Source organism: Planctomycetota bacterium (assembly GCA_033763975.1).
Lineage (GTDB): Bacteria > Planctomycetota > Phycisphaerae > Phycisphaerales > UBA1924 > RI-211.
The window spans coordinates 1-21,503 of sequence record JANRJM010000015.1 but is presented as its reverse complement, the minus strand read 5'-3'; the positions used below and the strand labels follow the sequence as shown (position 1 = coordinate 21,503).

Here is a 21,503-nt window from a genome sequence, read left to right as displayed (position 1 = left end):
TAGGAGGGGTCCGGCCCATGCGCCCGCGTTCAACTTTCGCGGGCCGCGCCGAGCCGCACCTTCGCCGGCGACGAGCCGTGCTCGTCGAACAGCACCAGTTCGTTCAGCCCGTCGCCCTTGAGCCACGACGCGGGGATGACGTACGTCTCCTGCCCGGGCACGCGCTTCCCGCCCGGCACGCCCACGAAGTACCGCGAGAGGTGCCGCCCGTTCACGTACACCTGCCCCTTGGTCATGCCCACGGGATCGAGCACCAGCGCGCCGTCCGCGGGGGCTGCCTTGAAGGTCGCCCGCACCCACGCCGGCGAGCCGCGCCCCGCCGCCCGCTCCTTCGCGGGGGCGAACAGCGCCCCGTCCGCGGGCTCCCACTTCGCGAACGCGATCTCCGCGCCGTCGAAGATCGTCGACACGCACTCCTCGAACCGCACCCCCGACGTCAGTTCGCGGCGCTGCGCGTCGGTCAGGCCGTGCGCGAGCGGCGCGATCTGCACGCCCGTCGCGCTCTTCGCGAGGGCCTCGGGCTGGATGACCACCTGCGTGGGGCCCGAGCGGTCCAGGTACGCGATCGGCGCGCCCCCCGCGAGCAGCAGCGCGCCCGCCGGCGGGTGCGCGATCGTCATGAGCACGGGCGTCTTGCGCCGGTGCGTCAATCGCCACGTCACGCGGTCCGGGCTCGTCACGTCCCCCTCGCTCACTTCCCACAGGGGCGAGCGGTATCGCAGCACGTCGATCGGCGGGCCGGCCTCGACCGTCGGGGGCGGCACGCGCAGCGGGCTCACCGCGTACACCGGCCCGATGAGCCCCTTCCCCTCGCCGAGCTGCGCGCCTTCCGAGAATCGCCCGAGGTTGTCGGCCAGCACCACCAGCGACTGCTGCCCGCGCCCCAGCGAGAGCGCCAGCCGCCCGCTCGCGCCCGGGCCGACGCCCGCCACGCCCAGCGCCCGTCCCTCCGAGAACAGGTGCAGCCGGTCGCCCGCGTGCGGGAACGCCGCCGTGACCCGCGTCGCGCGCGCCTGCGTCCACGTCAGGCGGTACCACCCGTAGCCGTAGGGGGCGCCCAGGCTCCCCAGATCGCCCAGCGCCGGGATCGAGGCGTACCGCGCGCTCGATCCGTCCACGTAGTCGTCCAGGCGCAGTTCGCTCCACGCCGACAGCGTGACCCGCCCCGACCGCCCCGCGCTCGCCGGCGCGGGCGGGTGCACCGTCCGACGGACCCCGTCGGGCGCGATGTGCTCGCGTCCGCCCGCCTGCTTTGCGGCGGGCTTGCCCGCCGCCGCCTTCGCGCCGCCCGCGCGACGCGGGAGCGTCACGCCGTCGTCCTGCAGGAGCGTGTCGTCCACCTGCTCCTCGTTCACCACCACCAGGCACAGGCCGTCCTGCTGCACGATGGTCGGCGCGTCGTCCTCGCCGGGCACCGGCACTTCCAGCGGCGAGCCGTTGATCGAGATCGCCCCGCGCGACCCCGCGGGCCCGAACAGCACGAGCACCTGCCCCACGCCGCCCAGCGCGCTCAAGTTTGAATAGTCCAGGCGCGCCCGCGGGCTCACGTTCACGCCGAACAGGCACCACGCCACCCCGTCCGACATCAGCGGCACCGGCAGCGTCGTTCCGTCCGCCAGCAGCAGCGTCACCTCCTGCTGGCGCGGCTTCGCCGTCCCGGGTTCATCGCCGAACACGAACGCCACGCCGCCCTGCGGCCCGGTCGCGTGCACCACGCCGCTCGTGCTCCCGCCCGGGTCGGCGCACACCGGCAGGAACGCCGGATCGAGATTCGACAGCACCCGCCCGAACCGCGACGCGAAGTGCGCCAGCCGGCGCACGTGGCGCGCCGCGCCGGTAGGGCGCCCGGATTCGTCCAGCAGCGACCCCGCCGCCGCGCTCGCGGAGGCGAACGCGTCGGGCGCATCGGCCAGGCGCCCGCCCCCGAAGCCGAAGTTCGTGCCCGCGCACAGCGTCGTGATGTTGAACTGCCCGCCGCCGACGCAGATCTCCGCGAGGCGCCGGAGCACCGACGCCGCCGGCTCGCGCTCTTCCTCGCGCCCCCAGCACGACGGACGCCCCGTCGCGAAGTCGATCACGACGCGGGGCTGCCCGGCGCGCACCGACGCGAGCTGACGCATCGTGCCCAGCATCGGCCCTTCCGCCGCCCAGCCGTCGACCTGGCCCTCGATGCTCAGCCACAGGTTGTTCGAGTTGATCACGGGGACGCTGATCCCCGCCTCGCGGATGTACCGCGTCAACTCGCCCAGGTACGCCGCGCCCGCCTGATCGTTGCCGCAGGTCCACTCGCTCTCGCACTGCACTAGCACGATGGGCCCGCCCCCGCCGGGGGCCGTCACCTGCCAGCCCTTCACCTGGTCCGACACCGCCGTGATGTACCGCGAGCACGCTTCGAGGAACGGCGCGTGGTTCGTCCGCAGGTTGTAGTTGCCCCGCAGCCACGCGGGAAAGCCACCAAAGTCCCACGTCGGCCCGATGTACGGCCCCAAGCCCAGGATGCAGTGCATCCCCGCCTTGCCCACCAGGTCCACGAAATGCCGCAGGTCCGCGTCGCCCGTGAACGTGAACTTCCCCGGGCGCGGCTCGTGCCGGCTCCACACCACCGGCGCCTCGACCGTGTTGAACCCCATCGCCTTCGCGGCGTGGATACGCTCCGCCCACGACTCGCGCGGAAGTCGGGCATACGGAACCCGACCCGACACCAGCCAGATCCTGCGTCCCTCAATGAGAAAGCTGCGCCCGTCGTGGGTGATCGAAGGCATGCGGCCGGTTTCTCCCGAACGGATTCCGACTAAAATTCGCCCGACCTAGGGCTGGAGCCTCCATCCGTGAAGGGGGCAACAATAGGAAGCCAAAGTTCGTGATGCAACGAAAGATCGGGTGCCGTCCGGTATCTCACTGTCGGGAAGGCCCGGAATTTGCAGAGGCGCTGATGAGCATCCACATTTCCCCCTCGCAAAAATCGAACGTCCTCCGCACATCCGCCGCTCTCGGCCTCGTGCTGCTCGCCGGCTGTCGCGCCGGCCCCATGTCCGTCGACGATCAGATCGCTCGCCTCACGCAGCGAACGTCCGATGCAGTCCGTACAATACCCGAAAATCCCCGCCCGATCTCCACACGCCTGGACAACCTTCGCCAGCCCAACCCCAAGAATCCGCCGACCTCCAACCCGGCGGCCTCCGAACTCTCGTTCGTCCCGGCCGACGAAGCCCGCGATGTCGGCGCCCGCCTCGACGCCTACTCGCGCCTCGAGCATGACGACGCCCAGGTGCTCACGCTGTCCGAAGCGCTCCGCACCGCGCAACGCAGCGGCCCGCAGTTCCTGGGCGAGCAGGAACGCTACATCCTCGCCGCGATCGCCCTCCTCGTCGAACGCCACCTCTGGGGCCCGCGCTTCTTCAACGACACCACGCTGGGCCTCGACGGCTCGGGCGACGACGGACGCTTCGATCATGCCCTCTCCGTCGTCAACTCGCTCCGCGCCACCCAGCGCCTGCCCTCGGGCGGCTCGGTCGAGGCGGCCTGGGTCTGGGACGCCACCGAGCAACTCCGCGAGACCGTCGGCGGGCGCTACACCCAGTCGTCGGCCATCGTGCTGAGCGGGCAGATCCCCCTGCTCCGCGGCGCGGGCGAGGTCGCGCGTGAGTCGCTCATCCAGCGCGAGCGCGACCTGGTGTACGCCGCCCGCGAGTTCGAACGCTTCCGGCGCGCCCACCTGCTCGACATCGCCTCCGACTACTTCGAACTCCAGAACATCCGCGCGACCATCGTCAACCAGGAACGCCAGTTGGAGAGCCTGCGCGCCAATGCGCGTCGCGTGGCGGCCCGCGTCGAGGCCGGGCGCGTCGAGGCCTTCGAGAAGGGCATCGCCGACAACGAGGTCCTCTCCGCCGAGGCGTCGCTCGCGTCGCTGCGCGAGAACTTCGTCCTCGCGCTCGAGCGATACAAGATCCGCCTGGGCCTGCCCCCCGACCAACGCATCGCCCTGAGCGACGAGACGCTGAACCTGCCCGAACCCGAGATCGGCCTGGACGAGGCGTCGCGCCTCGCGCTCGAGTTCCGCCTCGACCTTCAGAACGCCCGCGATCGCCTCGACGATCAACGGCGCGCGGTCGCCAACGCACGCAACGACCTCCTCCCCGACCTGAACCTGCGGGGCACCGTCACGCTGCCCACCGACGACGAAGCGAACGTCGGCTCGCTGGCCTTCAGCCCCGACGACGTCCGCTACGACGTCTCCGCGACGCTGGGCCTCCCGCTCGACCGCGAGCAGGAGCGACTGCGCGTGCGGGCCGAGATCATCCAGTTGGAGCAGGCGATCCGCGACTACCAGCAGTTCCGCGACACGGTGGTGGTGGGGGTGCGGTCGTCGCTGCGCAATGTCGAACTGGCGCGGTTCCAACTGACGCTCGCCGAGCAGCAGGTGGAGATCAACCGGAAGCGCAAGCGTGGACAGGAGTTGCGCGCCGATCTCGTCGGGGCGCAGGCCGTCATCGATTCGGAGAACGCCCTGCTCGCCGCAGAGAACCAGCGCGATCGTGCCCGCACAAACCTGCGGATCGCGGTGCTGAACTACCTGCTCGAGACCGACCAGCTCCGCGTGACGCGCGACGGGCTGCTGGATCCCCTGCCCGGGCTAGTGCCGCCCAGCGCGTCGGAAACTCCCTGACGGTTCTCAACCGCTCCGCCATCGACGTCCGATACCACCCGCGGCGGGCGTACCGCCCGGGAGGATCCGTGGGTCTGCGGACGAACCAACGCAAGCCGGTGATGGCCCCCGTTCGCGGCGCCGAGCCCGTCGAAGTCGCCGCGCCGGGGCTCGAACGCACCGAACGGCTCGTGCTGCGTCCGTTGCGCGCCTCGGACCGCGCCGAGTTCCTCCGCGTCATCCGCATCAGCCGCGAGCATCTCGCGACGTACTCCGAACTGCACCGCCCCCACGAGACCGACGAGCAACTCTTCGAGCGACAGGTCGCCCGCGCGACCGAGGGCGACACCCGCGCCACCGCCTGGCGCCGCGCCGGGTTCCTCGACGACGGGCGACTCGTCGGCTGCTTCAACCTGCACTCCATCGAGCGCGGGCTGCGATTCGAGTGCGACGCCAACTGGTGGATCGCCGCCGATCAGACCGGGCAGGGCTTCGCCAGCGAGGGCGTGCACGCCCTGCTCGCCCATGCGCTCCGCGACCTCCCGCGCGGGCTCGGCCTCCGACGCGTGCGCGCGTTCATCATGCCCGGCAACGTCGAGAGCGCCCGCGTCGCGACGCTCTGCGGCATGCGCCCCACCGGACGCCAGGAGCGCATGCCCGTCGGCGGGCGATGGGTCGTGCACGACGAGTTCGAGATCGTCGCGCCCTGAGCAGACGGCGCGGTCCCGCAGGCCCCTCAGCCCCCGTCCGGCACGCCCCACTTCTCGCGCAGGTCCGCCAGGCGGAACGGCACCCCGCACTCCGGGCACGAGCCCGCGTCGCCCAGCCCGTGCAGCGCGTACCCGCACGACCAGCACCGGCGGCCTCCCGCGCCAGCCGCCTTCTTCTGCTCGCGCTGCACCGCGACGCCCAGGAACGCGCCGATCAGCCCGCTCGCGACGCCCGGGATCGTGACGCCCAGGATGAACGCCCAGCGCGGGATCGTCCCGTTGCTCAGGCCCAGCGATGCGACCGGCGCCAGCAGCCCGGCGCCCACCGACGCCAGAATGAGTATCACGACGCGGCGCTTGAGGTACGGCGGAATCCGCGGACGCGGGGGTGCGCGTGTGCCGGAGGGCGGGCGCTCTGCTCCGTCGGGCACCGGTTCCGCCCCCTTCCCCGTCGGCTCACTCGACGGTCACGCTCTTCGCGAGGTTGCGGGGCTTGTCGACGTCGTGCCCGCGGATGACCGCGGCGTGGTACGCCATGAGCTGCAGGGGCACCACCGTGAGCAGCGGGCTCAAGGGCTCGGGGATGTCGGGCACGTACAGCACGTCCTCGGCATAGCGCTTGATCTGGTCGTCGCCCTCGGTCGCGACCGCGATCACGTGCCCGCCCCGCGCCCGCACTTCCTGGATGTTGCTCATGACCTTGTCGTACTGGCGCCCGCGGTTCGCGATGAACACCGCCGGCATGCCCTCGTTGATGAGCGCGATCGGCCCGTGCTTCATCTCGGCCGCGGGCATTCCCTCGGCGTGGATGTACGAGATTTCCTTGAGCTTGAGGGCGCCCTCGAGCGCGGTGGGGTAGTTGTACCCGCGCCCCAGGAAGAGCCAGTTCTGGCGTTCGACGTACTTCTCCGTCACCCGCCGGATGATGTCGTCCTGGGCCAGGATGCGCTCGATGCGCTCGGGCACGCGCTCCAGCTCGCGCAGGAGCACGCCGGTGTCGTGGGCGCCCATGAACCGGCGGCGTCCCATCCAGAGCGCGATCATCGACAACGCCGCCACCTGCCCCACGAACGCCTTCGTGCTCGCGACGCCGATCTCCGGGCCCACGCGCAGGTACACGCCCGCGTCGGTCTCGCGCGCGATGGTCGAGCCCACCACGTTGATGACGCCCAGGGCCAGCGCGCCGCGGTCCTTGGCCTCCTGCAGCGCGGCGAGCGTGTCGGCGGTCTCCCCGCTCTGGCTCACCGCGATCGCGACCGTGTTCTCCTCGACGATCGGGCTGCGATACCGGAACTCGCTGGAGTACTCGGCGGAGGCGGGGATCTTCGCGAGGTCCTCGAGCATGTACCGCCCGATCATGGCGGCGTGCAGCGCGGTGCCCTGCCCCAGCAGCACGACGCGGCGGGCCCGCAGAAGCTCCTTGGTGTGGTCGGCCAGCCCGCCGAGCACGACCTTGCCCTCGTCGCCCACGAACCGGCCCCGGAAGGTGTTGCGCAGGGCCTTGGGCTGCTCGAAGATCTCCTTCTGCATGAAGTGCGAGTAGCCGCCCAGCTCGATCTCCTCGAGCTCGATCTCGAGCTGCTGCACCTTGGGCGTCACGGGCACGTTGTGGATCGTGCTCGTGCGGAAGCCGGTCGGCGTGAGCTTGACGACCTGGTAGTCCTCGAGCGCGAACGCCTGCGACGTGTGGGCGATGAGCGCCGACCCGTCCGACGCCACGAGATGCTCCGACTCGCCCACGCCCACCATGAGCGGGCTGCCCTTGCGGGCCGCCACCAGCACGCCGGGCTCGCGCTCGCACATCACCACGATCCCGTAGGCGCCGGTGACCTCGCGGAGCGCCGCTTGCACCGCCGCCTCCAAGTCCACGCCCTCGGCGGGCGCGTACAGCTCGCCGATCAGCATGGCGAGCACCTCGGTGTCGGTCTGGCTGACGAAGGTGTGCCCCTTTTCCTCCAGCAGCGTCTTCAGGCTCGCGTAGTTCTCGATGATCCCGTTGTGGATGAGGCAGATGCCCGACTTGTCGTCGGTGTGCGGGTGCGCGTTGGGGTTCGTCACCCCGCCGTGCGTCGCCCAGCGTGTGTGGGCCATGCCCTGCGTGCCCCGCAGGGCGCCGACCTCTTCCAGCCGGTCTTCAAGATTGGCCACCCGGCCGACCGTCTTGACCACCCGGATACGCCCGTCTTCAAGCGTCGCGATCCCGGACGAGTCGTACCCGCGGTACTCCAGTCGCTTGAGGCCCTCGATCAGGAGTTGCTGGCAGGGCTTGCTGCCCACGTAGGCGACGATTCCGCACATGCGTTTGGGTTCCGTTCATGCCCCTGCGAGATCGCACCGAGGCGGGCGCCGTCGCGCGTCCGAGAACGGGCCCGCGGCCCACCCTCGCGCACACGACAGGTCATATGCATCGGCACGACGACGGGTTCGGCACAGCCCGGACGACCCCGGGCCCGTCAGTTCATCGCCGGGGCATCGACCGGCTCGAAGTCGTCCCCGCCTTCCCACTGCTGCATCGCCTGCCCGATCGCTTCCATCGCCTTCGCCGGAAGGAACAGCCGCATCGAGACCTCGCCGTTGCTCGCCCCGGCGCCCATCCCGATCAGCGGGACGTCCTTGGGCAGGTCGACGGCCTCGCCGAGCATTTCCTCCAGCGTCGACTGCACGAACTCCATGATGCCGGGCATGCCGACGTACATCTCGAACATGCGGTTCTTGGGCAGTTGATCGCGGATCTGGGCGAACGCCGCCTGCCGCCCCAGCCCCTCGCCGGACTTCGCCGCCTGGATCGACTTCGTCACCAGCGGGGTGTTCTGGCTCATGGTCATGACCAGCCCGGTGTCGGTCGCCGCGGCCATCTGCGAGAAGCCCTTGCTCTGCCCGAACAGGGTCTGCATCACCATGCCGGCCATGAACGCGTTGGGGTCGTCCTTGGGCATGATGACCTGCGTGGACCAGGCGTCGACGCTCACGCCGTTGATCTGCGCGACATCGGTCTTGTAGTCGGTCTTCACGGTCGTCCCGCCGACGGCGCGCTCCTTGTTCGCCTGCGCCGCCCCGCGGAACGCCGCGAGCGACTTCGCCGGCTCGGGCGTGCGGATGAACGCGCTGGTGTTCACCAGCAGCCCCGCGAGCGGGCCGTTCGGGTTCGTGCCCACCACCATCCCCATGCCCGTCGCGTCGGCGAGCATCGCGCCCAGGTTCGCGAGCGGGTCGGCGTCGGGCTCGGCCTTCTGCCCGTCGCCGGCGAACATCGCGCGGATGCCCGGGTTGCTGAAGTCCGCGGCCATCGCCACGTAGAACGGCTGGTCCGGCAGGCGGTCGAGCAGCGCGCCCGAGTCCCCGCCCGAGCCGAACATCGTCGCGCTCGGGCTCTCCGGCGTGAACACGCCGACCATCTCGATCGCCAGGCCCGCCTCCGAGTTCGTCACGCTCAGCACGCCCGTCTTCCCGTCGCGGCTCATCGCCTCGGCGAGGCGCCCGAAGCTCGCGCCCATCCCGCCCAACTGCATCGCCATCTGGCCGGCGTCGGGATCGACCATCATCCCCTTCGCGAACTGCTCCATCTGGGGGCGGTACGACGCCACGTCGATCACCACCAGCACGTCGGCGGTATCGGCCGCGGTGCGACCGGCCTGGCCCATGCGGGCGAGGTGCCCCGACGCGGCGCCCTCGGCGACCTTGAAGGCTTCGACCGCGGCGCGCGTGCCGCCGAGCAGCGCGGTGCGATCATCGATCTTGCGCGCGAACATCTCGCGTCGCCCCATCTTGAGCGGGGTGACGGGCGAAGCCGCGTCGCCCCCGAAGTGCGCGACCAGGGCCGCGTAGTCCGTGACGGGCGCGAGCACCACGATGTCGGGGGCCATGCCCGGGTCGTCGAGGTCCGGCGGCGTGAGCATCACCACCGCCATCGAGCCCGAGCCGTCTACGCCGGGCGCGTTGCCCAGGCGGTCCACGTAGCGGTACAGGTCGAGCCCGGGCACCTCGCCCGCGCTCTGGGCGAGTTCCATCGCCTGCCCCGCCATGCCCGTCATCTCCTGCAGGTCGCGGGTCACCATGATCATCGGGGCGTTCGCGGGAACGCGGTCCAGGATCGCGGGGGGTGCGGCCAGCGCGGGCAGCGCGACGATCGACAGCGCCAGCAGGGCGCGGGCGGAGCGGGAACGAGCGAAAAGTGCGGTCATGGTGGTTCCTTGGGTGGTCGGGCGGCGGGAGAGTCATCGCTCCCGGCACGTTGTACGACCGGCGACCGGGCAAGGTTACACCGCCCCCCGGCCCGGCACCATGCGTACCGCCCGGCACCATGCGCACCGCCCGGCACAACGAGCCCGCCCGGGCGCCGCCCCGGCGGTCCCGCTAGTTCCGGAACGGCGGGTCCTCGGCCTCTTCCTGGAACGCATCGTCGAACCGATCGTCCTCGCTCGTGATGCTCGCGGGCATCGCGCCGCCGTCCGGAGCGGTGAAGAGCGGCCCGGGCGCCTCGGCCCCGGGTTCGCCCGTGGGCGCGTCGCCGGTGAAGACGCTCGCCAGGCCCTTGGCCCGTGCCTCTTCGGCCGCGAGCTGCTTCATGCGGTCCCAGTCCTCGATCGTGATGAGCACGTCGCGCGCGACCGAGCCCTTGTGGTCGGAGATGATCCCCGCGATGCCCATGAGGTCGATCAGGCGGCTGGCGCGCGTGTAGCCGATCGCCAGGCGGCGCTGGAGGAGCGAGACGCTCCCGCGCCGGGTTTCGAGCACGATCTCGACCGCGCGGGGGAAGAGCGGGTCTTCCTGGGCCGCCGCGAGCGACGCCGACGAGTTGTTCTTGCTCTGCAGCAGGCGTTCTTCGTCGGAGAGGTTGCCCAGCCCGGTGCCCTCGACGGGCGCGCCCGAGCGGATCTGGAGGAGCGAGCGCTCGAAGCTGGGCCCGGCGACGTCGCGCATGAAGCGCACGACGCGGCGGATCTCGAGGTCGTCCACCAGCGTGCCCTGCGCGCGGGTGAGCTTGCTCGACCGGGGCGAGAGCACGAGCATGTCGCCGTGCCCCAGCAGCAGCTCGCCCCCCTTCTGGTCGAGCACGATGCGCGAGTCCATCCCGCTGGCCACCTTGAACGTGATGCGGCAGGGCATGTTGCTCTTGATGAGCCCGGTCACGACGTTCGCCTGCGGGCGCTGCGTCGCCAGGATCAGGTGGATGCCCACCGCGCGTGCCTTCTGCGCGATGCGGATGATGTGCCCCTCGACCTCCTTGTTCGTCATCATCAGGTCGGCCAGCTCGTCGATGATGAACACCATGTAGGGCAGCTTGCGCGGGATGCGCGCCTCTTCCTCGGGCGTCTTGGGACGCATCCGGTCCTTCAGCTCGTCCCACCCCAGGTCGTTGTACGACGCGATGTCGCGGCAGCCCGCCTCCGCCAGCAGTTCGTACCGCTCGTCCATCTTGACGCACGCCCACTCCAGGATCGCGGCGGCCTTGGACATCTCCGTCACCACCGGGCACATCAGATGCGGGATGTCCTTGAACTGGCTCATCTCCACCATCTTGGGGTCCACGAGCACCATCTTCAGTTCGCTGGGCTTCTTCGTGTAGAGGAACCCCATGATGATCGTGTTCATGCACACGCTCTTGCCGCTCCCGGTCGTGCCGGCGATCAGCATGTGCGGCATCTTCGTCAGGTCCTCGATCAGCGCCTCCCCGCTCGCGTCCTTGCCCAGGAACATGGGCAGCTTCATCGACGAGAACTTCTCCGTCTTGCCCATCAGTTCCTTGAGGCGCACCTTCTCCTTCGTTGAGTTGGGAACCTCCACGCCCACCGTGTCGCGCCCCGCCTGGTTGGGCACGATCCGGATGTTCACCGCCTTGAGCGAGCGCGCGATGTCGCTGCTCACCGCCTGCAGGGCCGCCACCTTCGTGCCCGGCGCCAAGCGCACGTCGAAGAGCGTGATCACCGGCCCGGACTCGATGCCGACGACTTCGCCGTCGATGCGGTACTGGCGCAGGGCCGACTCCAGGGCCGTCGCCTGCTCGCGCACGTACTCCTCGAGCTTGACGTTGAAGTTCTCTTCGGGGTTCTCCAGCAGGTCGAGCCCCGGGAAGGCGTACTCCTTGACGGGCTGCTCGGGCTCGGGTCCCGCAGCGCCCGACGCGGCGCCCAGCCCGCGCATCTCGACCAGGTCCGCCTCGGTGGCAACGACCTTGTCCTTCTGCCCGAACACGACGGGCAGCTTGGCGATCTTCTCGCGCAGGGCCTCCTCGGTGTACACCTGGGCCGCCCCGGGCAGATCGTCGTCGTCCTCGCGTTCGTCCGCGTCGTCATCGCTCGGCGCCGGGCGGGGCGTCTTGGCCGCGCTCTTCGCGGCGCTCGGCTTGGCCTCGACGTCGGCGTCGGCCAGCGGGATCGGGGCGGCGTCGGGGTCGTCGATGTCCAAGGCCGCCGGGTCTGGCGCGGGGGCGGCGGGCTGGCGCGTCCGGCGGCCAGACGCGGGCGGGTCGTCGGAGACGTCGTCGCGCCGGTAGCCGCGGGTCTTCTTCTTGGGCGGGAACGCGCGGGCCCACAGGCGCGACATCATGGTGCCCGAGGCGCGGGCGACTGCCTCGCCGGCGGTCATCGCGGCGCCGCCCGCGGCGGCGCCCACGACCTTTGCCGCCGGCACCCCGCGCTCGCGCGTCAGGTCCCACGTCCAGCCGAGTGCGGCGATCACCACATGGTCCATCGCCACGACCGCGCCCACCAGGCCCATCACCAGCAGGACGATCCCCGCGCCGAACGGCCCGAAGCGGACGCCCAGTTCGGCGGCGGACACCGTGCCCACCAGCCCCCCCGCGAGCCCGGGCATCGAGCCCGAATCGGGGAAGGCCAGCGCCTGCATCCCCGACACCGACGCGGCGAGCATGATCAATCCGATCATCCGGATGAACGCCTGGCGAAGCGGGACGCCCAGCGCGGCGACCGTCAGCGCCACGCCCAGGAGCATCAGCAGCACCCAGGCGCCGGAGCCCAGCAGTTTGAACAGCGCGTACGCGACGGTGGCGCCGAATGGCCCGCACCAGTTGGCGGTGGGGTCGTTCGAAGGCCACACGACGTGCCCGGGGGCGTCGCTGGGATCGAACCCGATCATGCTGGCGGCGGTGAAGGCCCACGCGCCGAGCAGGAGGATGAGTGTGAACAGCGTCAGGGCGGAGCGACCGCCGGACGCGCGGACTTTGCGCGGTGAATCAGCCATGGCACCGGTTCATCGGCGACCGGGGCCGGAGAAGGCGAAAACAGCGCCCCGGGGCGGGCGTCGGCGGGCACGGGGGGGCGGAGCGCGGCGTGCGGCACCCCGCCAAGGACCTGGGAGAGCGTGGCCGGCTGCGCCGATGGGCGATAATGAACCCATGCTGGTCCCTCTGGCGATCCTGGGCTTTCTCATTGTGCTGAACGGCGTGCTGGCGATGTCGGAACTGGCGGTGATGACCAGCCGCCAGAGCCGGCTGGCGCGCGATGCGAAGGCGGGGAGCAAGGGGGCGGCCGCGGCGATCGCGCTGGCGCGCGAGCCGACGCGGTTTCTGTCGACGGTGCAGGTGGGGATCACGCTGATCGGGATCATGGCGGGCGCGTTCGGGGAGAACGCGCTGTCGGGCAAGTTGGAGAAGATGGTGGCGCAGGTGGGGCTGATGGAGCCCTACGCGGACGTGATCGCGCTGGGCGTGGTGGTGCTGGGGATTACGTACCTGTCGCTGGTGGTGGGTGAACTGGTGCCCAAGCGCGTCGCGCTGGCCTACCCCGAGCGGGTGGCGACGCTCATCGCCAGACCCTTGAGCGTGCTGTCGACGGTGACGGCGTGGCCGGTGCGGATCCTGACGTGGTCGACGGAGGCGGTGCTGCGGGTGTTGCGGCTGAAGGTGCGGGCGGGCGACGACGTGTCGGAAGACGACGTGAAGGCGTTGATCGCGCGGGGGGCGAGCACGGGGATCTTCACGCCGCAGGAACTGACGCTGTTCCAGCGGACGATGCGTGTGGCGGACCTGACGGTGCGGGACCTGATGGTGGCGCGCGCGGACATCGTGTGGATCGACGAGCGGGAGACGACCGACGCGGTGCGGGTGCTGGTGGGGACGAGCCCGTACTCGCACTTCCCGGTGTGCGCGGGCGACCTGGACAAACTGGTCGGGGTGGTGCACGTGCGCGACCTGATCGCGTACGGGCTGCTGTCGGGGTCGAGTTTCAAGGTGACGTCGGTGGTGCGCCAGCCGCTGTTCGTGCCCGAGACGATGCCCGCGCTGCGGATGCTGGACCAGTTCCAGTCGAGCAAGGTGCACATCGCGTTCGTGGTGAACGAGTACGGATCGACGCTGGGGCTGGTGACGCTGAACGACGTGACGCGGGCGATCGTGGGGGACATCAGCCGGTCGGGCGAGGTCGCGCCGACGATGATCAAGCGTCCGGACGGGTCGTGGCTGATCGACGGGCGCCTTCCGCTGCACGAGTTCGTGGTCGCGAGCGCGGTGCCCCCGGAGGCCGAGGCGGAGTTGCCCGACGTCAGCACCGTCGGCGGGCTGGTGGTGGCGCTGCTGGGGCACATCCCCGCCGAGAGCGAGTCGGTCGCGTGGCAGGGGTGGACGCTCGAGGTGATCGACATGGACGGCACGCGCGTCGACAAGGTGCTCGCGACGTTCGTGCCCCCCAAGAGCGAGGACTCGCCCCCGGCGGACGCGGCGTAGCCGGCCAGCGACCGGCGGTGGTCGCGGGCCGGTGGAACGTCGGGCGGCTTGTCGCCCGGCAGCGGGTATGCTGCCCCGATGCTCGCCCGCGTCCAGTCATTCCTGCTGCAGGGCATCGACGCGCTCCCGTGCGAGGTCGAGGTCGACGTCGACGAGCTCGCGCCGGCGGAGAACGGCACGAAGATCGTGACGGTCGGGCTGCCCGACGCGGGCGTGCGCGAGTCGCACGAGCGGGTGCGGGCCGCGATGGCGAACACCGGGTACTTCTTTCCGCAGGGCAAGATCGTCATCAACCTGGCGCCCGCCGACGTGCGCAAGGAAGGGCCGCTGTACGACCTCCCGATCGCGGTCGGGTTGCTCGCGGCGATGGGTGTCGTGGGGCGCACGGGGCTGGCGCGTGCGCCGGGGGCGGCCCGGGCGGGCGGCGGGCGCGCGAGCGCGCCGGGTGATGCTTCCCCGGCCGCGCCGGCGGGCCCGGGCGTCGGGGCGGACGTGGCCGACGGCGTGGACTATCGCGGGCTGGTGATCGGGGGCGAACTGGCGCTCGACGGTCGCGTGCGGCCTATCCGCGGGGCGCTGGCGCTGGCCGCGCTCGCCCGCCAGCGCGGTGCGGCTGGGGTCATCGTCCCGGCCGACAACGCGCCGGAGGCCGCGGTGGTGGAGGGGTTGGCGGTGTACGGCGTGCGGACGCTGGCCGAGGTGGTGGGGCTGCTGACGGGGCGGCTGGACGTCCCGGCGTGCGCCCCGCCCGACGTGGTGGCGCTGCTGGGCGGTGCGACCGCGCCGATCGACTTTTCGGAGGTGCGCGGGCAGGAGGGCGTGAAGCGCGCGATCACCGTGGCCGCGGCGGGCGGGCACAATCTGCTGATGCTGGGCCCCCCGGGGTCGGGCAAGACGATGATGGCCAAGGCGCTGCCGGGCGTGCTGCCCCCGCTCACGCCGGAAGAAGCGGTGGAGATCACGCGGGTGTACTCGGCGGCGGGGCACCTGCCCCCGGGCGTGGGGTTGGTGACGTCGCGCCCGGTGCGCAGCCCGCACCACACGGCGAGCACGCCCAGCGTGGTGGGGGGCGGCATGATCCCGCGCCCGGGCGAGATCAGCCTGGCGCACCGGGGGGTGCTGTTCCTGGATGAACTGCCCGAGTTCCCGCGCGACGTGCTCGAGGCGCTGCGCCAGCCGCTGGAGGATCACGTCGTGACGATCGCGCGGGCGCACAGCGCGGTGCGGTTCCCGGCGAGTTTCATGCTCATCGCCGCGATGAACCCCACGCCCAAGGGCGACGTGCCGGTGGGCGAGGTGGGCAAGCGGTCGATGGAGCGGTACCTCGAGCGGTTGAGCGGGCCCTTGCTCGACCGGATCGACATCCACGTCGAGGCGCCGGCGGTGGCGTGGAAGGAACTGTCGGGGGGCGAACGCCGGGGCACGGGCAGCGCCGCGATGCGCGAGCGCGTGTCGCGGGCGCGCGAGCGGCAGACGCGGCGTCAGGGCCCGCTCACGCCCAACGCGCGCCTGAGCGGGAAACAACTGGACGAACTCGCCCCGTTCGACGAGGGCGCGACCAGCGTGCTGGGCCAGGCGATGACGAGCCTGGGGCTCTCGGCCCGGGCGTACGACAAGATCCGGCGCGTCTCGCGGACGATCGCGGATATGGACGAGGCGGACGTGATCGGCATGGCGCACGTCTCGGAGGCGATCGGGTACCGATTGCTCGACCGCAAGATGGCGTAGTGCAACCCGCGGGCGTGCTCGGGTGTTCAGTGTCGGGGGCGGGCGAGGAGAATCGGCCATGCGCTGGATGCTCGGAATGCTGGCGGCGGGCGGGGTGGTCGGCGTGCTGGGCGCGTGCGACACGAGCACCGCCCCGCCCACGGGCGGGGCGCGCGTCGGCAGCCAGTCGCCCTTCGCCGAAGAGCGGCGCGTGGTGGGGGGCGGCGGGCGCAGCTCGGCCCCGGCGCCCGAGGGCGTGGATGTCGTCAACCGCCTGCCCTTCGCCCTCGTGCGCGGGCAGACCGGCGATCTCGAGGTGGTCGAGGAGCGGACGCGCACGTGGATCGTGCGCGGGGCGGCCCGGGTGCCCGCGAACCAGGTGGCCGACGCGGGCATCGATCGGGTGCGCCGCGTCGAGGACATCCGCGTGCCGCGGGACGTGTCGATCGTGTTCGTCGACGTGTCGCCGGCGTCGAAGTACCGGGGCGCGGCGGAGGGCACAGCGGCCCCGACGCTGGTGGACACCGCCGGCGAGCGGTACATGCCGGTGGGCTGGGCGTATCTCGACGCCGAATGGGCGGACGTGCGGTACGAGCCGGGCGAGCCGGTGAGTGCGATGGCGCAAGTGCCCGCGACGTCGCGCTCGCGGACGGACCAGCGCCTGTGGCTCATCTACCGCGTGACGTTCGGGCGGAGCGTGCGGTTCGTGGCGCAGGGCGACAAGGCGCTCTTCGAGTTCAACCCGCCGGTGGAACTCACGCGCTCGCAGGGCGAGTGAACCAGCGGTAGCATGCGCCCATGCGGACACAGGGCGTGTGGGCGATCACGACATTCGGGCTGGGGTACATGCGCCCCGCGTCGGGCACGTGGGGGTCGCTGCCCCCGATCATCCTCGCGATGATCCTCGAGGCGGCGGGGCTGGGGGCGATCACCGCGCCGTGGGTGTACAACGGCGTGCTGCTGGGCGTGGCGGTGTTCTTCGGCCTCGCGTGCCTGCTGCAGGGAGACCGCGCGGAAGCGAAGTGGGGGAAGGACCCGTCCAACGCGGTGGCCGACGAGACGTGCGGGCAGTGCATCCCGCTGCTGTTCCTGCCGGTGGGCGCGACGCTGACGCCCGAGGCGAACCTGTTCACGCTCGGGTTCGCGTTCGTGGCGTTCCGCGTGCTGGACATCGTGAAGCCCTGGCCGGCGCGCGGGCTGCAGCGATTGCCGGGGGGGCTGGGAATTCTGATCGACGACGTCGTGGCGGGCGTGATGGCGATGGTCTTGGTGCAGGTGTGTGCGCGGGCGACGGTGGGCTGAAGGAGTGGGCCGAGGTTCGGGGGCGTCCAACGATGCACCGGGGTGAAAGCCGGGGGCGGGCAATCGGAAGGAGATGGGTATGGGATGCCTGCTCGCCGCCGTCGCGTTCTTTCTGCCGCGCTTCGTGATCATCCTGCTGGTGATCACGGGTGATTACATCGGTCGCGCGTACGAGACGTGGTTCTGGCCCCTGCTGGGGTTCCTGTTCATGCCGTACACGACGCTGGCGTACGCGGCCTCGGTGAACGAGGGCGGGGGCGTGCACGGCTGGTGGTGGGCGGTGATGGCGGTGGCGGTGATGCTGGACCTGTCGTCGAACGGCGGGGGCGAGCGGGCGCGCCGCCTGAAGAAGCGCAAGGACTAGCGCCGGCGCGTCACGAGATCGCGGCGATCACCTTGATCTCGACGTGGATCGGCGTGTTCCCGCCGGTGGGCAGGGCCGAGACCTCGACGGTCGTTCGCGTCGGCTGGTGCGGACCGGGCGGGAAGAACTCCGCGTAGACGCGGTTGTACTCCGCCCAGTCGCGGGCCATGTCGGTGAGGAAGACCTGCACGTCGATGATGTCCTCCCAGCGGCTGTCGGCCTCGGCGAGGATGCTCCGGATGTTCTCGAAGCACGAGCGCATCTCGGCCTCGAGGCTGTAGCCCGTCAGGCGTCCGTCGGGGCCGACGATCGCGCCGGGGATGTCCTTCGTGCCGCGCTTGCGCGGGCCGATGCCCGAGAGGAACAGCAGGTTGCCCGCGCGGCGCGCGTGCGGGTAGGGGCCCAGGGGCTCGGCGGCGGCGGCGGCGTGGACGGTCGGGTGACTGCTCATCCAGATGCTCTCCATGCGCCGGCCCCTGCGAGCGCGGGCCGGGATCTACACGCGCACGCACACGTTGGTCGGCTCGGTGAAGAACTTCAGCGCGTCGAGCCCGCCCTCGCGTCCCACGCCGCTGGCCTTGACGCCCCCGAAGGGCGTGCGGAGGTCGCGGACCATCCAGCAGTTGACCCAGACGATGCCGGCGTCGAGGCGTGACGAGACGCGGTGGGCGCGGGCGAGGTCGCGGGTGAAGACGGTCGCCGCCAGGCCGTAGTCCGTGCCGTTCGCCATCGCCAGCGCCTGGTCCTCGTCGTCGAAGGCCTGCACGGTGAGCACGGGGCCGAAGACTTCCTCGCGCACGATGCGGCAGGTGGGGAGCACGCCCCCGATGACGGTGGGCTCGTAGAAGCAGCCGTTCCGGCAGCGTGCGGGGAGCGACGCCGGGTCGGGCGAGCGCCCGCCGCAGAGGATCTCGGCGCCGTCGCGCCGGGCCTCGTCCACCATGCCGGCGACTTTGTCGAGGTGGGCGCGGCTCACGATCGCGCCGAACGTCGTGTCGTCGGCGGCGGGGTCGCCGATGGCCAGACGCCGCGCGCCGGCGACCACGCCCGAGACGACGCGGTCGTACACGGTGCGCTGCACGAGCAGGCGCGAGCCGCACAGGCAGATCTGGCCCTGGTTCGTGAACGCGGCGCGGACGGCGGTCTCGACGGCGTCGTCGAGGTCGGCGTCGTCGAAGATGATGAACGGGTTCTTGCCGCCCAGTTCGAGGCTGACGCGCTTGAGCATGCGTCCGCCGGTCTCGCCGATCCAGCGGCCGACGCCGGTGGAGCCGGTGAAGGAGAGGGTGGGAACCCGCGGGTGCGAGACGAGGGCGCTGCCGCAGAAGCGTCCGTCGCCGTGGACGATGTTGATCACGCCGGGCGGCATGCTCGCCTCGCGGGCGAGTTCGCACAGGAGCGAGGCGGTGACGGGCGTGACCTCGCTGGGCTTGGCGACGCAGGTGTTGCCGGTGGCGATCGCGGGGGCGATCTTCCACGTGAGCAGGTAGAGCGGGAGGTTCCAGGGCGAGATGAGCCCGGCGACGCCGCGGGGCCGGCGGCGCACGAGGTTGATCGCGCGGACCGCGCCGCCCACGGCGGGCTGGTCGGTCTCGTGCATCTCGCCGGTGGTGTGCAGGATGGCGCCGGCGAAGTAGCGGAGGTTCGCGGCGGAGCGCGGGATATCAACGCGGCGCGCCAGGGCGACGGGCTTGCCCGTGTCGCGCGACTCGGCCTGCGCCAGGCGCTCGCGGTCGCGGTCGATGAGGTCGGCGAGCGCCGTCAAGTGGCGGGCGCGCTCCGCGCCGGGCAGGGCGCTCCACGCGGGGAAGGCCTGCTCGGCCGCGGCGACGGCGCGGTCGACATCATCGGCTTCCGACAGCGGCACGCGCGCGAACGCCTCGCCCGTCGCGGGCTCCACGACATCCATGAAGTCTCTCGACGCCGGCTCGACGAACTCGTTCGCGATGAAGTTAGCGAGGTGGGAGGGCATTCGGCATTCGGCGTTTGGCATTCGAGAGATGGCACCAGGCAGCGGCCGTCGGGCATGCGTCATCTGTTATCGGGCATCAGGGAACATCATGAGGCGAAGGCATCACGTCATGCACCAGGCGAGGGAACCGCGAGAGTCGTTACAGCGTGCCGAGGCGCCCGCCGTCGACGGGGAGGTTGATGCCGTTGATGTACGATGCGGCGGGTGATGCCAGGAACGCGACGGCCGCCGCGACCTCGTCGGGTTCGCCCAGGCGTCCGGCGGGCGTGGACGCGACGATCTCGCGTTCGATCTCCTCGGGCGTGATGCCCTGGCGGTCGGCGCGCCCCTTGAAGAGCGACTGCAGGCGTTCGGTGCGGGTGTAGCCGGGTAGCACGTTGTTCGCCGTGATGCCGAAGGGGCCGAGCTCGGTCGCGAGGCACTTCGCCCACGCCGCGACCGCGGGGCGGACGATGTTCGAGATGCCCAGGTTCGCGATCGGCTGCTTCACGCTGGTCGAGGTGATGTTGATGATGCGTCCGAACCCCGCGGCCTTCATGCCCGGGAGCAGCGCACGCACGAGCACCTGCCCGGCGATGAGCTGCGCATTGACCGCCGCGAGGAGCTGCTCGGGCGTCGCGTCGATGGCGGCCCCGGCGGGCGGGCCCCCGGTGTTGTTCACGAGAACGTGCAGCGTGCGCATCGTGCGCGACAGGTACTCGCCCACGCGCGCCCCCGTGCCCGCCCAGTCGGTCATGTCGGCCGCGAGCGTGTCGTGCACCTGCCCCGCGTCGGTGGGGAGAGCGTCGCGGACGCCCGCGAGTTTGCGTTCGTCGCGCGAGAGCAGGACGCACGAAGCGCCCAGCCGCGCCAGGTGCATGGCGCAGGCGCGCCCGATGCCCGAGGACGCGCCGCAGACGAGCGCGCCGCGTCCGCGAAGGTCCGTGCGGAGATCGAGGTTGATGGGCGACGTCGTCATGGGCGATTGTTGGAGCGCGCGAGGCCCCGGCGCACAGCGATCAGAGATCGTCGGTCTCCGCGCCCGGCTTCCCGCGCGAGGCCGGCGTGGCGCGCGGCCCCTGGCTCCGCGGCGCGGGCGAAGCCTGCAGCCCCGCGACGACGCCCGCGAGGTCCTGCAACCGGCGCTCGGCGTAGATGGACTGCGCGTCGGCCTCGTCGACGCCGGCCTTTCGCAGCGTGTCGCGGGCCGCCTTCCACAGGCGCTCGCGGGTCTTCTCGTCGCCCGCGACGTACAGGTCGCTCACGAGTTCCGCGAGCCTCCCCACGAGCACCGTGGAGCGATGCTCGTAGAAGCGCTTGACGATGCCCATCTGGTAGGGCGAAAGGTGCTGCCCCTTGGCCATGCACCCAGCGTAGCCGGACGGGCGCGCGACGGCACCCGGCCCACGGGGGGTCGGGTGCGTCGCATGGGTGGCGAGCGTTACGCGCCGGGCTGCGCGGGCTGCACGAGGGCGCCGAGGTCGTCGACGCTCACGCCGCTGGCGGGCGAGAGGACGCGGAGCAGGCGGGCGCGGGCCATGCGGTACTCGACGCCGGTGAGGCCGAGCTTTCGCATGTCGGCGAGCAGGCGTTCGAGCGCGCCGATCTGCTGGGCGAGCGTCTGCTCGGCGGGGGTCGTCTCGACGTACCGACGGAAGGCGGCGGGGTCGAACCGGCCCGCGTTGGCGAGCGACATCCAGCGGTCGGCGGCGCTGCGCAGGTCCGTTGCGATCTGCTCCGTGCGGTCGGCGCTCGGCGGGCCGAAGATCGCGTCGTAGCGATCGACCAGGCGCTGCACGAGGGCGATGTCGGCGCGGGTGGCGGCGTAAGGACGCTCGGCCTCGGCCAGCGCGAGCGCCGGCGGCAGGTCGTTGTAGAGCAGCGGGCCGGTGAGCGCCGCGCGCCCTTCGTCCGGCGTCGTGGCGCGAGGCGTGAGCCCCAGCCGCGACAGCAGGCGCAGGTCGAACACTTCCACCTGCACCGTGTCCTCGAACTCCGGCGGGAAATCGGTCGCCGCGGCGAGTTCGTCCGACACGTCGTCCGTGCCCGCCGGAGGCGGAGGCGGGGGCGGGGGCGGCGGCGGCGGAGGCGGCGGCGGCGGAGGCGGCGGGGGCGGCGGCGGCGGAGGCGGCGGGGGAGGC

The 21,503-nt window shown here is 71.6% G+C and carries 17 protein-coding genes; 7 read left to right on the top strand and 10 right to left on the bottom strand.

The genetic code is table 11. The features are described from left to right. Positions 1 to 29 precede the first annotated feature (29 nt). Positions 30 to 2,762, bottom strand: coding sequence for a beta-galactosidase (locus SFY69_09895; protein MDX2132352.1), 2,733 nt, complete (start codon positions 2,760 to 2,762; stop codon positions 30 to 32). Between the two features lie 170 nt (positions 2,763 to 2,932). On the opposite strand from SFY69_09895, the gene SFY69_09890 reads away from it, so the two are divergent. Further along, complete coding sequence (locus tag SFY69_09890; GenBank protein ID MDX2132351.1) at positions 2,933 to 4,669, top strand: TolC family protein; 1,737 nt, start codon at positions 2,933 to 2,935, stop codon at positions 4,667 to 4,669. A 68-nt stretch (positions 4,670 to 4,737) separates the two neighbouring features. Continuing rightward, entirely contained in the window at positions 4,738 to 5,358 is a 621-nt protein-coding gene (locus SFY69_09885; protein ID MDX2132350.1) for a GNAT family protein, read from the top strand. Between the two features lie 26 nt (positions 5,359 to 5,384). On the opposite strand, the gene SFY69_09880 is transcribed toward SFY69_09885, so the two are convergent. The 4 genes from SFY69_09880 to SFY69_09865 form a co-directional block, all read right to left on the bottom strand. Further along, positions 5,385 to 5,789, bottom strand: coding sequence for a hypothetical protein (locus tag SFY69_09880; GenBank protein ID MDX2132349.1), 405 nt, complete (start codon positions 5,787 to 5,789; stop codon positions 5,385 to 5,387). A gap of 25 nt (positions 5,790 to 5,814) precedes the next feature. After that, entirely contained in the window at positions 5,815 to 7,656 is a 1,842-nt protein-coding gene (glmS, locus tag SFY69_09875; GenBank protein ID MDX2132348.1) for a glutamine--fructose-6-phosphate transaminase (isomerizing), read from the bottom strand. Positions 7,657 to 7,811: 155 nt separating this feature from the next. Next, the gene (locus SFY69_09870) at positions 7,812 to 9,539 is read right to left on the bottom strand and encodes a hypothetical protein (GenBank protein ID MDX2132347.1); all 1,728 of its coding nucleotides are present in this window, start codon (positions 9,537 to 9,539) and stop codon (positions 7,812 to 7,814) included. 172 nt (positions 9,540 to 9,711) lie between these two features. After that, positions 9,712 to 12,558, bottom strand: a complete 2,847-nt coding sequence (locus tag SFY69_09865; protein MDX2132346.1) for a DNA translocase FtsK — start codon at positions 12,556 to 12,558, stop codon at positions 9,712 to 9,714. Positions 12,559 to 12,712: 154 nt separating this feature from the next. Between SFY69_09865 and SFY69_09860 the strand changes: the two genes are divergently transcribed. From SFY69_09860 to SFY69_09840, 5 genes are all read left to right on the top strand, one after another. Next, complete coding sequence (locus tag SFY69_09860) at positions 12,713 to 14,038, top strand: hemolysin family protein (protein MDX2132345.1); 1,326 nt, start codon at positions 12,713 to 12,715, stop codon at positions 14,036 to 14,038. Positions 14,039 to 14,116: 78 nt separating this feature from the next. Continuing rightward, a complete protein-coding gene (locus SFY69_09855) occupies positions 14,117 to 15,766 on the top strand; it encodes a YifB family Mg chelatase-like AAA ATPase (protein MDX2132344.1) in 1,650 nt (549 codons plus the stop codon). Between the two features lie 58 nt (positions 15,767 to 15,824). Continuing rightward, positions 15,825 to 16,523 carry a hypothetical protein gene (locus tag SFY69_09850; protein MDX2132343.1) on the top strand — a complete coding sequence of 233 codons (699 nt, stop codon included), beginning with the start codon at positions 15,825 to 15,827 and terminating at the stop codon, positions 16,521 to 16,523. Positions 16,524 to 16,543: 20 nt separating this feature from the next. Continuing rightward, a complete protein-coding gene (locus tag SFY69_09845; GenBank protein MDX2132342.1) occupies positions 16,544 to 17,047 on the top strand; it encodes a phosphatidylglycerophosphatase A in 504 nt (167 codons plus the stop codon). A 79-nt stretch (positions 17,048 to 17,126) separates the two neighbouring features. Further along, on the top strand, positions 17,127 to 17,411 hold the full coding sequence (locus SFY69_09840) for a hypothetical protein (GenBank protein MDX2132341.1): 285 nt from the start codon (positions 17,127 to 17,129) through the stop codon (positions 17,409 to 17,411). A 10-nt stretch (positions 17,412 to 17,421) separates the two neighbouring features. Here the strand turns inward: SFY69_09840 and SFY69_09835 are convergent, their stop codons facing one another. The 5 genes from SFY69_09835 to SFY69_09815 form a co-directional block, all read right to left on the bottom strand. Further along, complete coding sequence (locus tag SFY69_09835; protein ID MDX2132340.1) at positions 17,422 to 17,862, bottom strand: RidA family protein; 441 nt, start codon at positions 17,860 to 17,862, stop codon at positions 17,422 to 17,424. A 45-nt stretch (positions 17,863 to 17,907) separates the two neighbouring features. Then, a complete protein-coding gene (locus SFY69_09830) occupies positions 17,908 to 19,383 on the bottom strand; it encodes an aldehyde dehydrogenase (protein MDX2132339.1) in 1,476 nt (491 codons plus the stop codon). 139 nt (positions 19,384 to 19,522) lie between these two features. Then, entirely contained in the window at positions 19,523 to 20,341 is an 819-nt protein-coding gene (locus SFY69_09825) for an SDR family oxidoreductase (protein MDX2132338.1), read from the bottom strand. A gap of 40 nt (positions 20,342 to 20,381) precedes the next feature. Next, the gene (locus SFY69_09820; GenBank protein MDX2132337.1) at positions 20,382 to 20,726 is read right to left on the bottom strand and encodes a hypothetical protein; all 345 of its coding nucleotides are present in this window, start codon (positions 20,724 to 20,726) and stop codon (positions 20,382 to 20,384) included. Positions 20,727 to 20,803: 77 nt separating this feature from the next. Then, the gene (locus SFY69_09815) at positions 20,804 to 21,397 is read right to left on the bottom strand and encodes a hypothetical protein (protein MDX2132336.1); all 594 of its coding nucleotides are present in this window, start codon (positions 21,395 to 21,397) and stop codon (positions 20,804 to 20,806) included. Positions 21,398 to 21,503 lie beyond the last annotated feature (106 nt).

Excerpts from the sequence above, each read along its gene's own strand:
- SFY69_09895 (MDX2132352.1), bottom strand. The coding sequence starts at position 2,762 with ATGCCTTCGATCACCCACGACGGGCGCAGCTTTCTCATTGAGGGACGC.
- SFY69_09890 (MDX2132351.1), top strand. The coding sequence starts at position 2,933 with ATGAGCATCCACATTTCCCCCTCGCAAAAATCGAACGTCCTCCGCACA.
- glmS (MDX2132348.1), bottom strand. The coding sequence starts at position 7,656 with ATGTGCGGAATCGTCGCCTACGTGGGCAGCAAGCCCTGCCAGCAACTC.
- SFY69_09870 (MDX2132347.1), bottom strand. The coding sequence starts at position 9,539 with ATGACCGCACTTTTCGCTCGTTCCCGCTCCGCCCGCGCCCTGCTGGCG.
- SFY69_09865 (MDX2132346.1), bottom strand. The coding sequence starts at position 12,558 with ATGGCTGATTCACCGCGCAAAGTCCGCGCGTCCGGCGGTCGCTCCGCC.
- SFY69_09860 (MDX2132345.1), top strand. The coding sequence starts at position 12,713 with ATGCTGGTCCCTCTGGCGATCCTGGGCTTTCTCATTGTGCTGAACGGC.
- SFY69_09855 (MDX2132344.1), top strand. The coding sequence starts at position 14,117 with ATGCTCGCCCGCGTCCAGTCATTCCTGCTGCAGGGCATCGACGCGCTC.
- SFY69_09850 (MDX2132343.1), top strand. The coding sequence starts at position 15,825 with ATGCGCTGGATGCTCGGAATGCTGGCGGCGGGCGGGGTGGTCGGCGTG.
- SFY69_09845 (MDX2132342.1), top strand. The coding sequence starts at position 16,544 with ATGCGGACACAGGGCGTGTGGGCGATCACGACATTCGGGCTGGGGTAC.
- SFY69_09840 (MDX2132341.1), top strand. The coding sequence starts at position 17,127 with ATGGGATGCCTGCTCGCCGCCGTCGCGTTCTTTCTGCCGCGCTTCGTG.
- SFY69_09835 (MDX2132340.1), bottom strand. The coding sequence starts at position 17,862 with ATGAGCAGTCACCCGACCGTCCACGCCGCCGCCGCCGCCGAGCCCCTG.
- SFY69_09830 (MDX2132339.1), bottom strand. The coding sequence starts at position 19,383 with ATGCCCTCCCACCTCGCTAACTTCATCGCGAACGAGTTCGTCGAGCCG.
- SFY69_09825 (MDX2132338.1), bottom strand. The coding sequence starts at position 20,341 with ATGACGACGTCGCCCATCAACCTCGATCTCCGCACGGACCTTCGCGGA.
- SFY69_09820 (MDX2132337.1), bottom strand. The coding sequence starts at position 20,726 with ATGGCCAAGGGGCAGCACCTTTCGCCCTACCAGATGGGCATCGTCAAG.